At 58.3% G+C, this 11565-nt stretch carries 11 protein-coding genes; 4 read left to right on the plus strand and 7 right to left on the minus strand.

Annotated features, from left to right (window positions below; translation table 11 throughout):
- Positions 1-483 (plus strand): DUF1990 family protein, encoded by a 483-nt coding sequence (locus ACIOJF_RS02765; RefSeq protein WP_388022446.1) that lies wholly within the window; start codon positions 1-3, stop codon positions 481-483.
- Positions 484-588: 105 nt separating this feature from the next.
- Positions 589-1059 (plus strand): nucleoside deaminase, encoded by a 471-nt coding sequence (locus tag ACIOJF_RS02770; RefSeq protein ID WP_105656781.1) that lies wholly within the window; start codon positions 589-591, stop codon positions 1057-1059.
- Positions 1060-1221: 162 nt separating this feature from the next.
- Here the strand turns inward: ACIOJF_RS02770 and glnA are convergent, their stop codons facing one another.
- Positions 1222-2646, minus strand: coding sequence for a type I glutamate--ammonia ligase (gene glnA / locus ACIOJF_RS02775; protein ID WP_105656780.1), 1425 nt, complete (start codon positions 2644-2646; stop codon positions 1222-1224).
- 274 nt (positions 2647-2920) lie between these two features.
- Here glnA and ACIOJF_RS02780 point away from each other — a divergent pair, with 274 nt between their 5' ends.
- Entirely contained in the window at positions 2921-3358 is a 438-nt protein-coding gene (locus ACIOJF_RS02780) for an RDD family protein (protein WP_105656860.1), read from the plus strand.
- A 70-nt stretch (positions 3359-3428) separates the two neighbouring features.
- Here ACIOJF_RS02780 and ACIOJF_RS02785 read toward each other — a convergent pair whose 3' ends face one another.
- The 3 genes from ACIOJF_RS02785 to lipB form a co-directional block, all read right to left on the minus strand.
- Positions 3429-4178 (minus strand): DUF4191 domain-containing protein, encoded by a 750-nt coding sequence (locus tag ACIOJF_RS02785; protein ID WP_105656779.1) that lies wholly within the window; start codon positions 4176-4178, stop codon positions 3429-3431.
- A gap of 166 nt (positions 4179-4344) precedes the next feature.
- Complete coding sequence (gene lipA / locus ACIOJF_RS02790) at positions 4345-5343, minus strand: lipoyl synthase (RefSeq protein WP_105656778.1); 999 nt, start codon at positions 5341-5343, stop codon at positions 4345-4347.
- 34 nt (positions 5344-5377) lie between these two features.
- Entirely contained in the window at positions 5378-6052 is a 675-nt protein-coding gene (gene lipB, locus ACIOJF_RS02795) for a lipoyl(octanoyl) transferase LipB (protein ID WP_286134117.1), read from the minus strand.
- Here lipB and ACIOJF_RS02800 point away from each other — a divergent pair.
- A complete protein-coding gene (locus ACIOJF_RS02800) occupies positions 6044-7642 on the plus strand; it encodes a serine/threonine-protein kinase (RefSeq protein WP_146112907.1) in 1599 nt (532 codons plus the stop codon). The genes lipB and ACIOJF_RS02800 overlap by 9 nt on opposite strands.
- Before the next feature lie 78 nt (positions 7643-7720).
- On the opposite strand, the gene ACIOJF_RS02805 is transcribed toward ACIOJF_RS02800, so the two are convergent.
- From ACIOJF_RS02805 to lpdA, 3 genes are all read right to left on the minus strand, one after another.
- On the minus strand, positions 7721-8071 hold the full coding sequence (locus ACIOJF_RS02805; RefSeq protein WP_105656775.1) for a hypothetical protein: 351 nt from the start codon (positions 8069-8071) through the stop codon (positions 7721-7723).
- A gap of 111 nt (positions 8072-8182) precedes the next feature.
- Complete coding sequence (gene sucB / locus ACIOJF_RS02810) at positions 8183-9901, minus strand: 2-oxoglutarate dehydrogenase, E2 component, dihydrolipoamide succinyltransferase (RefSeq protein ID WP_402741161.1); 1719 nt, start codon at positions 9899-9901, stop codon at positions 8183-8185.
- A gap of 117 nt (positions 9902-10018) precedes the next feature.
- Positions 10019-11398, minus strand: a complete 1380-nt coding sequence (gene lpdA, locus ACIOJF_RS02815) for a dihydrolipoyl dehydrogenase (protein ID WP_105656773.1) — start codon at positions 11396-11398, stop codon at positions 10019-10021.
- Positions 11399-11565 lie beyond the last annotated feature (167 nt).

Here is an 11565-nt window from a genome sequence, read left to right on the forward strand (position 1 = left end):
GTGGCCGTTGAAACGCTGCTGGAACGTACCTGGAGCCCGCTGGCTGCTTCATCCAGGCCGTGGCAACGCCGCGTGCTGCTAGGTAGGGGAGTAGCCCTGTGGAACGTTGCGTGCGCTGCCTTGCTCCGTTGGGAAGTCAAGACACGCAGCGGGTTCAGGCTTCAGCCGCAGTTGCCGGTCGCCGTGGGCCAGCAACCCTTGATCACCATCGGTGTCGGACCATTGCGCATCCATGAACCTGTGGAGGTCGTTGACGTCGTTGCGGAAAGTGATTGGGTAGGGTTTTCCTACCGGACGCTGCCGGGGCATCCAGTTCAGGGTGTGGAAGCTTTCATTCTTGAACGCACGGACGAGCAAGTTTTCCTGCTGATCAGGTCGGTCACGGCACCTTCTGATGTGCCTGCTTGGCGTCGAGTCTTCAAGGCGCTGCTCCTGGCGCAGTGGGTGACACGTCAGCGTTACCTTCGTGCGCTGAAACCTTAGTCCGCAACCGGCAATTTCCTGCGCTTCCCGCCGGAACAGGATGCGGGGGACTAGGGTGGGGATTGTAATCTCTACGCGAATAATGAGTGCAGGGGAGCTTCGAAAATGCTGGACCCAAAGATGCTGCAGGCTGCCATTGATCAGTCCTTGCTGGCCCTGGAATCCAATGACAGCGGACCATTTGGCGCGGTGGTAGTCCTTGACGGAAAAGTCGTTTCCGCTGGCTACAACTCGGTGGTGGGTAGCCAGGATCCAACGGCGCACGCCGAAATCAATGCCATCCGCGCAGCGGGACAAGCACTGGGAACCTTCGATCTGTCGCAATGCGAGCTCTACACCAGCTGCGAGCCATGTCCCATGTGCCTGGGTGCCATCTATTGGTCCCGCTTCGAGCATGTCTACTACGCGAATACGCGCGACGAAGCCGCGAAGATCGGCTTCGATGATGATTTCATTTACAAGGAGCTTGAGCTTCCCATGAGCGAGCGGAAAATTCCGTTTACCAAGGTTGAAGATTCCGGTGCGCTCAGGGCATTTGAGCTTTGGGAAGCAAAGAGCGACAAGCAGGAATACTAGTACTTGTTATCGGGGCGGCACTTGCCCTGAGCGCGATGGCCGCCCATGTGCGGGCCCACACTGATGCTTAAACAGAGGAGTCCGCACAAGTGCCAGAACATAGTTCTTGCGCTTTGTGCAGACTCCTCTGCAAACTACACGGGGCGATGCCCCGTCAGCTGATTAGCAACCGTAGTAGAGCTCGAACTCGTATGGGTTCGGGCGCAGGCTCAATGGCTTGATTTCGTTTTCACGCTTGTACTCGACCCAAGTCTGGATCAGGTCCTCGGTGAAGACGCCGCCTTCGAGCAGGAACTCGTGATCAGCTTCCAGGGCCTTGAGCGCCTCTTCGAGGCTTTCAGGTGCGCGCTGGATTTCCTTGGCCTCTTCGGCAGGAAGCTCGTAGAGGTCCTTGTCGATTGGCTCTGCAGGTTCAATGCGGTTCTTGATGCCGTCCAGGCCAGCCATCAGCTGGGCTGCGAACGCCAGGTATGGGTTCGAGGAAGCATCCGGAGCGCGGAACTCGATGCGCTTCGCCTTAGGGTTCGAACCGGTGATCGGGATACGGATACCGGCAGAGCGGTTGCCCTGCGAGTAAACCATGTTCACTGGAGCTTCGTAGCCCTTGACCAGGCGGCGGTAGGAGTTCACGGTTGGGTTGGTGAACGCGAGCACGGCGTCTGCGTGCTTCAGCAGGCCGCCGATGTACCAGCGTGCGGTATCGGACAGGCCAGCGTAGCCCTTTTCATCGTAGAACAGCGGTTCGCCGTTGGCCCACAGCGACTGGTGCACGTGCATGCCCGAGCCGTTGTCGCCGAAGACTGGCTTTGGCATGAAGGTTGCGGACTTGCCCCACGCGTCAGCGACGTTCTTCACGATGTACTTGAAGAGCATCAGTTCATCAGCGGAGTGAACCATGGTGTTGAACTTGTAGTTGATTTCTGCCTGGCCGGCAGCGCCCACCTCGTGGTGGCTGCGTTCAACCTCAAGGCCAGCCTTGTCCAGCTCGACGCAGATCGCGTCGCGCAGGTCAGCCTGCTTGTCAGTCGGTGCAACTGGGAAGTAGCCGCCCTTGTACGGGGTCTTGTAACCCTGGTTGCCGCCTTCTTCCTTGCGGCCGGTGTTCCAAGGTGCCTCGTCGGAATCGATCGAGTAGAACGCGCCCTGTGGCTTGGATTCGTAGCGAACGTCTTCGAAGATGAAGAATTCTGCTTCTGGGGCGAAGAACGCGGTGTCAGCGATACCGGTCGATTCCAGGTATGCCTCGGCACGTTCCGCAACGCCACGTGGGTCGCGGTGGTACGGCTCACCGGTGCGTGGGTTGATGATCGAGAAGTTGAAGGCCAGGGTCTTTTCCAGGCGGAAGGGATCGATGAAGCCGGTGGTGACGTCCGGGATCAGCTGCATGTCGGAATCAGAGATGCCGGCGAAGCCGCGGATGGAAGAACCATCGAAGAGCTGGCCGTTGACGAAGAAGTCGGCATCCACGGACTTGGCAGGCACGTTGAAGTGCTGCTGTACACCTGGTAGGTCGGTGAAACGGATATCGACGAACTTGATGTCCTCTTCGGCAATATATGCCAAGACTTCTTCTGGACTGGTAAACATGTGCAGGTGACTCCCTGGTGAGATATAAGGTTTGGTAAACGGAACCGGTAGCCGGAATGATCCGGCTGGTCCTCTTGCTTACGTATCAAGCTTACCTATAATCCATTTCTGAATGGTGTCTCTATTGTTTCCAACCTGTTACAAGCGGAGAATCCGGGCGTGTCGTATCGCGCTGATCTGCGCTGATTGCCTGCTGTAACAATCTGACTTGGATACTTGCTACCTGGTTATCGCGTTCTAACTGGCGCACAGAATCGCTGGATAGACTGTATTGGTGGAAAGAAAAGACTTCAGCTCGTGGCTTGAAGGGCCGCCGCAGCATAATACGCAACAATGGCCCGGGCAGGATATGGGGCGCCCCGAGAAGGGCCCCGGCTCCATTGCCAGATTCCCGCGACGGGTCGGTGCACTGCTCTTGGACTGGGGGCTCTCGATGCTGCTGAGCTGGTGGCTGTTTGACAGCCACGATCTGGCAACATTGAGCCTGTTCTGCGCCGGGCAGATCATCGGTGTCGGGTTCACCGGGCACACGATCGGGCACCGTACCTTTGGAATGCAGGTGCAGTCGCTGGATGGAACCGCAATCAAGCCGTTCCAAGGCCTGATTCGTTCCTTGCTGCTTTGCCTGGCTATTCCGGCCTTCGTCACCGACAAGGACCAGCGTGGACTGCATGATCGTTTGCCCAAGACCATCCTGGTGAATATCTCCTAGCAATAGATCCGGACAGCAAGAAAGAAGCCGCAACTAGAAATTCCAGTTGCGGCTTCTTTAGTAGTTGTCTTTAGCGTCCGCGCGTAGCGCGGCGGTTTGGACGGACGCGGTTCGGGTCTACGCCCTTGGGGATAGGCAGACGATTCGCGGTCAACGTGCTCAAGCGCTTGTCGATTGCGCTGACTTCCAGCTTCGTAATCGACTTTGGAAGCTTCTTCATTGCCTTGCCGACTTCAGCCAACGGGGTCTGGCCTTCTTCGGAACCAGCGTTGATGATGTGCACGGGAACGTTCGGCAGAACGCGGGCGATGCGCTTGCGCTCGGAAGAGGCAAGCTCACGAACCCGGCTCTTTGGTCCCTCAGTGACCAGGACGATGCCCGGGCGACCGATACCGAGGAACACCAGATCCTGGTGGCGGTTGTAGGCAACTGGTTCCTGCTTCAGGATCCAGCCGCGACGCAGCACACTCATGGCGGCGCCGGCAGCGCCGGGGCGGCCCTCAAGCTGCGAGAACGCAGCTTTCTCTGCGCGGCGGGACATCACGAACATTGCAGCAAGGAGCGCCAGCGGGATTGCGATGATCAACATCGTGATCCAGTTTTTGATCAAGAAGCCGATGACCAAGCAGACAGCAATGACGGCCAAGGCTGCCAATGCCATCCACCACACGACCATCGGGTCATTGCGGCGAGTCATCTGGAAGACCTGGCCAATTTGCTTCAGGCGGCCCGGTTCTTTGTTCTTCTTCTCAGCTTTTGGTTTACGCGAAAACAAGCCACGCTTAGGCGCGGCTGCGTCGTTGTCGGAGTTTTTGGCCATAGTGCCTTAATTCTACGCGATGAAGTTGATAGTTCTAAGCCGAGCCGGATCGAACACGGCATTTTCAGCTGAATTGCCCATGGACGGGCAGTGGGAAAGCCCCGGAACCCTCGATGGATTCCATCAGGAGTTCCGGGGCCTTAGCCGTGGGGTCCACTGGACCGAGCTACTTGATCAGCGAAGCTGCTTCCTGGCGCGTGTTGCCCGAGGACTCGATATGTGCCAATGCCTCTGGGATTTCGCGGCCCTTCTTGCGCATGGCGCCGGCCCACAGGCGGCCAGCGCGGTAGGAAGAACGGACCAGTGGCCCCGCCATGACTCCGGCAAAGCCGAGTTCTTCGGCTTCTTGCTGAAGCTCCAGGAACTCCTGCGGGGTGACCCAGCGGTCGACTGGCAGATGCAGGTCGGTTGGGCGCAGGTACTGGGTCAAAGTCAGCAGATCGCAGCCTGCCTCATGGAGATCACGCATGGCCTCGGAAATTTCTTCTCGAGTTTCGCCCATACCCAGAATCAGGTTGGACTTGGTGATCAAGCCACGCTTGCGGCCATGGGTGATCACATCCATGGAACGCTCGTAACGGAAAGCCGGGCGGATGCGCTTGAACAGGCGAGGCACAGTCTCTACGTTGTGGGCGTAGACTTCTGGCTCCGAATCGCAGATGGTATCCAGGTTCTCCGGCTTGCCGCTGAAATCGGGGATCAGCAGCTCTACGCCGGTGCTTGGATTCATCTTGTGGATCTGCCGCACAGTCTCGGCATACAGCCAGGTGCCCTCGTCTTCGAGGTCATCACGGGCGACGCCGGTTACGGTGGCGTAGCGCAGATCCATCTTCTTCACGCTCATGGCGACCTTGAATGGCTCTGAGCGGTCAATTGCCAAGGGCTTGCCGGTGGCGATCTGGCAGAAGTCGCAACGGCGGGTGCACTCTGAACCGCCGATCAGGAAGGAAGCCTCGCGGTCTTCCCAGCACTCGAAGATGTTCGGGCAGCCTGCTTCTTCGCAGACCGTATGCAAGCCTTCGCTCTGTACGAGATTTTTCAGGCCAACGTATTCAGGGCCAATGCTCAACTTGGCCTTGATCCATTCTGGCTTACGCTCCACAGGTACGGCAGCGTTGCGCTTTTCTACGCGCAGCATACGGCGGCCTTCTGGTTCGACGCTCATTAAACAGCTCTTTCTTTGGTGAGGGCGTGACTGTCTAGACGACTTGAGGGGTGAGCAGACGCTCTATTTCGGTTTGTACGCGGTCAACGACGTCTTCGGGGGTGACGGTACGGCCGAGTTCTTCGGAAATGGTGGTGACACCTGCATCGGAGATGCCGCAGGGGATGATCTGTTCGTAGGCGGAAAGCGCGTTAGAGCAGTTCAATGCGAAACCGTGCATGGTGACACCGTGGTTGATGCGGATTCCAATGGCTGCGATTTTGCGGTCCTGAGCGCCATCTTTGCCCGGTACCCAGACCCCGGAGCGGCCCTTGATCTGGGCCGTCGGAATGCCTAGCTCGCTGACCACGTTAATCAGGGCTTCTTCCAAGGTCTCCACGTAAAGTCGGATTGCGCTGATCTTGCGTAGCTTGACGATGGGGTAGCCAATGAGCTGTCCCGGGCCATGCCAGGTCAACTTTCCACCGCGATCCACATCCACCACGGGGGTCCCGTCCATCGGGAGATCTTCAGGTTCAGTTCGCTTGCCTGCGGTGTAAACCGCTTCGTGCTCCAGGAACAGGACTTTTGGGGTTTGCGTGTCCGCGGCTACCGCATCATGCAGTTGGATTTGGTAATCCCAAGCTTCCATGTAGGGCACAAATTTTGAGCCTAGTCCGACTCGTTCGAATTCGATCGCCATGACGGCTAGCCTACGCTCTTGAACGATCGGTCGCTAATTCAGAGCCGTCGAACCCATCTGTGGATATCCAGCTTGCAATTTACGATTCTGGGTTACAACGGAGTCATGGATGATTCTACGAATGTTCTAGCGTGGCCGACAAGCCCCGGGCATGTCACGGTAAGGCCGCTAAGTTCCAAGTCACCGTGTAAAGTTTGGCTGATCCGGAGGGAAAGCGACCAGTTGTACCTCACGCTAAAACTTAGCCTGACTATGGAAAACATCACTTCGCTTCGCCAAGAGCAGGTAAAGCAGTCAAGGAAATATGTCGTTGATTTCTACGGAACCCTGTCGACACAATTGGGCGAGGGGCTGGCTATGGAATATTGCCCCGGTGGCAGCGTGGCTGATCTTGTGGCAAGTCGAAGCGCCTTTGGCCTGGGGGAGTGCGTGACCGCGCTGGCACCCATCGCGCAGACGCTTTCGGTGATGCATGCGCAGGGCCAACGCCATGGAGACTTATCGCCGGCCAATATATTGCTCACTGCCAAGGGAATGCCGAAGATCATTGACTTCCAGGAATCAGCTTCAGCACGGCAGGCGCTCACCGGCTCCGGTACGCCAGGATTCATGGCCCCTGAAATGCAGGCCGGGGTACGGGAAAGCCAAGTTGGAGAGCAGGACGTGTTTTCGCTGGGCGCCTGCTTGTGGTTTCTCCTATCCGGACGGATTCCCGAAGAGGAACTGATGCGTCCACCGGCAAGCGTGATGTTCCCCGGAATCCCTTCGATCATTCATGAACTGTTGATCGATTCGCTGAATCCAGATCCGCAAGCACGACCGACCGCAGATCAGTTTGCTCGAACGTTGTTCGCAAGCTGTCCGGCAGAGCCCATCAGCTGGGAAGGGCATGTAGCTCCAGAAGCTACTCATCTGATGGAGACCATCCATCCATCCGCGGAACAGAATGCTGCGCACAAGCGCTTCAAGCGCCAGGCCGATACCGCAAGCAGGCAGCGAAGCCCCAGCCGCGATGACTCCTGGCATAGCCATCGATTGCGCCGGACCCCCGGGGCCGTGAAATTGGCCGGTGCCGCAGCACTGGGCTCCTTGGTTATTATCGGGAGCCTCGTGGGCGTCAATCATTTCCGTGCGGCTGTGGCCACCGAAACGACTGCGGCTACGGCAGTACCGTCAGCAGAGCAAAGCTGCAGAATTGAAGACGGGGCGCACGTTCCAGCTTGTGCCTTGAATCGGGACACCGTGATCTCTGCATTCCTCGCGCTTTCAAGAGAGCGCGATGAAGCGATGGGGCAGCTGGCGGGGGAGAAGCTCAAGGGGCTCTACACTTCAGGAGCGGAGCAGCTGCAACGAGATCTCGAAACAATCGATCAGCTTCGGAAAATGGGTTTGGAATTTGCGGGATTGCGCACGAGACTCACGGACGTCACGGTATCGGCGCGTGGGCAGGGGGACTCTGTCATTCTTGCTGCCACTTCTACCCAAGAGGAATACCGCTACGTGGATGCCCGCGGAGCCACGGTTCACGCCGTCCAGACCGCGCAGCCGCAACGCATCGAAGTGGAACTAGTGCTGGAAGACGAGCGCTGGAAAATTGGCAAGGTATTGCGCCGTTAAAAGCGAAACGGCGGGAGGTGCAACCACAGCTTGCTCCAAGCTGATGGTTGCGGCTCCCGCCGTCAATGCTAATGCTGATTAGTTCCAGAGTACCGCGATGGCGATGTTGATCAAGGCCATGCCACCCACGGCGTGAGCGATCCCCGTAGGAACTTCCTCGCCGTTCTTCATCTTCTTCCGGCCAAGGAACGCTGCCACCAAGATAATGATTGCAATCAGCGACTTGATTCCAATCTTCATGTGGTTTGGCGAACCGTCGCCAGCCTCGAGAATACCGACCATGGCCAGACCCGTTACGACCTGAACGATAGCGCCATACCACTGCCATACGGAGACGGTTGGAGTCTTGAAATTAGCAAGCCAGCCGCCGAAGATAGCTGCTGCACCCAAGATATGCACGAAAATCAGGATTGAAAGAAGTATAGTCATGATACTAGCCTAATCTATTTTCGACTGATCGTAGAAAACGCAGAATCGCCCCTGTCGAACCAACGACAGGGGCGATTATCTACCTAGGCTGCGAAAGCGAAAGCTGGATCTTTACAGTCCCAGTTCGCCTTCGAAAGCGCCGCCTTCAAGGCGAGCCTTGACGGTCTGCAGGAAGCGGCCTGCATCGGCACCGTCTACCAGACGGTGATCGTAGGTCAGGCACAGGTACATCATGTGGCGGATGGCAATCGAATCGTTGCCCTCTGCGTCGGTAACGACCATTGGACGCTTCACGATCGCACCGGTGCCCAGGATGGCTACCTGTGGCTGGTTGATGATCGGGGTGTCGAACAGTGCGCCAACCGAACCGATGTTGGTGATCGAGAAGGTGCCACCGGAGAGCTCATCCGGACCGATCTTGTTGCTGCGGGTGCGTGCAGCTACATCAGCGATACGCGAAGCCATGCCAGCCAGGTTCAGATCGCCAGCGTTCGATACAACAGGAACCAGCAGGCCCTTGTCGGTGTCGACTGCGAATGCCAAGTGCTCGGCATTGTGGTAAGTGATCTTCTGGGTCTCTTCGTTGTACTCGGCGTTCAACTTAGGGTGTGCCTTCAGGCCCTCGGCAACAGCCTTGGCGATGAATGGCAAGTAAGTGAGGTTCACGCCGTTGGTGGCCTTGAAGTTGGCCTTTGCCGAAGCACGCAGCTTCACGATGCGGGTCATATCGATCTCGTGGACCTGGGTCAGCTGAGTCGATACGTCCAGGGATTCGCGCATGCGGCGAGCGATGACCTGGCGGATACGTGGAGCCTTCTCCTCGGTGCCGCGCAGCGAGGAAACCTCAACTGCAGGAGCAGCTGGCTTCGCGGCGGCAGGGGCAGGGGCGGCAGCTGGGGCGGCAGCTGGTGCAGCGGCTTCCTGGGCGGCAACAGCGTCCAAGACATCCTGCTTGCGGATGCGACCGCCAACGCCGGTACCCTTCACCGAAGCAATGTCGATGCTGTGCTGGTTAGCCAAGCGGCGGACCAGTGGGGTGACGTAGCCGGACTCATTGGTTGCCTCAGCGGCAGGTGCCTCTTCCTTTGCAGGAGCGGGAGCGGCCGGAGCGGCAGGTGCCTCTTCCTTAGCGGGAGCCGGAGCGGCCGGAGCCTCTTCCTTTGCAGGAGCCGGAGCAGCGGCAGGTGCTTCTTCCTTGGCTGGGGCGGCAGCTGGAGCAGCGCCAGCTGCACCGATAACAGCCAGAACAGCGCCAACTTCAGCGGTCTCATCTTCTGGAACGCGAATTTCCAGCAGGGTACCTGCAACGGGGGAAGGAACTTCGGTGTCAACCTTGTCGGTGGAAACCTCAAGCAGTGGCTCGTCGACGGAGACTTCCTCGCCAACTTCCTTCAGCCAGCGGGTGACGGTACCTTCGGTAACCGACTCGCCCAGAGCTGGAAGGGTCACGTCGGTGCCTGAAGCAGCGCCGGCGGCTGGTGCAGCTGCTGGAGCTTCTTCGGCTGCAGGTGCTGCTGGTGCTTCTTCAGCGGCTGGTTCGGCAGGTGCTTCTTCAGCAGCCGGAGCTGCTGGTGCAGCTTCGCCAGCGCCGGAGCCATCGCCAATGCGAACCAGTGGGGCGCCAACTTCAGCGTCCTCGTCTTCGGCTACGAAGATTTCCTCGATGATGCCGGCAACCGGCGAAGGAACTTCAGTGTCAACCTTGTCGGTGGAAACTTCCACCAACGGCTCGTCTACCTCTACACGGTCGCCGACCTGCTTCAGCCAGCGGGTTACCGTACCTTCGGTAACGCTTTCACCCAGTGCGGGTAGGTTTACGGTTTCAGACATCGTCCCGTATCTCCTTGTTTTATAAAGCTTGAAAAGTGGTGGGAGGCGTTGCCTCCGAGCCTAGTGCATACAGGCAGCGCGTTGAACTAACGCGCTGCCTGTATGACCAAAGCGTGATTAACCGTGCAGCGGGGCGCCGGCCAAAGCCATTGCGGCTTCGCCCAGGGACTCGTTCTGGGTTGGGTGTGCGTGGATCAGCTGCGATACGTCCTCTGGGTAAGCTTCCCAGTTCACGATCAGCTGGGCTTCACCGATCTGCTCGCCAATGCGGCCGCCGATGCCGTGAACGCCAACGATTGGGCCGTTCTTGACGCGAACCATCTTGATGATGCCGCTGGTGCCCAGGATCGAGGACTTGCCATTGCCAGCCAAGTTGTACTCGGTGGTTTCAATCTGGTCGGCACCGAACTTCTCCTTGGCCTTCGGCTCGGAGTAGCCCACGGAAGCGATCTCTGGCTCGCAGAAAGTCACCTTCGGGATGTTGATGTCCTCGACGATGGTTGGCTTCATGCCGTGGATTTCCTCGGCTACGAAGCGGCCATGCTGGTAACCGCGGTGTGCAAGCTGTACGCCTGGAACGATGTCGCCGATTGCGTAGATGTTGCCAACGCCGGTGTGCAGGCGCTCATCGGTGATCACGAAGCCGCGGTCAATGGTGATGCCCTGCTCTTCGAAGCCGAGGCCCTCGGTTACCGGACCGCGACCCACTGCAACCAGAACGATCTCTGCTTCCAGGACCTTGCCGTCAGCCAGGGAGACCTTGGCGCCGTTAGCATCCTGCTCGACCTTCTCGAAGAAGACGCCGGTGTTGAACTTGATGCCGCGCTTCTTGAAAGCGCGCTCCAGGTTCTTGATGATGGCTGGGTCCTCGTTCGGAACCAGCGAAGGCAGGCCCTCGACGATGGTGACGTCGACGCCGAAGGACTTCCATACGGAAGCGAACTCGACACCGATGACGCCGCCGCCGAGCACGATGGCGCTCTTTGGCAGGTCTTCCATGTTCAGTGCTTCGGTGCTGGTCAGTACGCGGCCGCCGATTTCCAGACCCATGGTCTTGGAGGTGGAGCCGGTAGCCAGGATGATGTACTTGCCCTTGTAGACGGTGCCATCAACATCGATGGAATCCTGGGAGACCAGTCGGCCGTTACCGGTGATAACGTTGACCTTCTTCATCTTCAGCAAGCCCTGGAGACCCTTGTGCTTTCCAGCAACAATGTCTTCCTTGTACTTGCGCACGCCAGCCAGGTCGATCGACTCCAGCGAGGAGTTGATGCCGAACTTGGCACCCTCGCGAGCGTTCTCGGCCAGCTCTGCTGCGTGCAGGTAAGCCTTGGTTGGGATGCAGCCGGTGTGCAGGCAGGTGCCGCCCAGCTTTTCCTTCTCGATCAATCCAACGGTGTAGCCCAGCTGGATGGCGCGCAATGCTGCCGAGTATCCAGCGGATCCGCCGCCGAGGATGAGGACATCAAATTCTTGCGTTGCTGCCGAATCGGCCACGTGAACGCTCCCTCGTATTCGCTTAGTGAGGCCGGCTTAGGCCGACCAGGGGATCGGGTGTGGACTTCCTGGAGCGTGACACATGCGGGCGCGCACCATTAATCCACGGTGATGTTTCAAAACTTACCTTAGTACCGTCCAATGGTTGCAGTCACCTTCGGGGCATT

The organism is Glutamicibacter sp. NPDC087831 (assembly GCF_044742845.1).
Lineage (GTDB): Bacteria > Actinomycetota > Actinomycetes > Actinomycetales > Micrococcaceae > Glutamicibacter.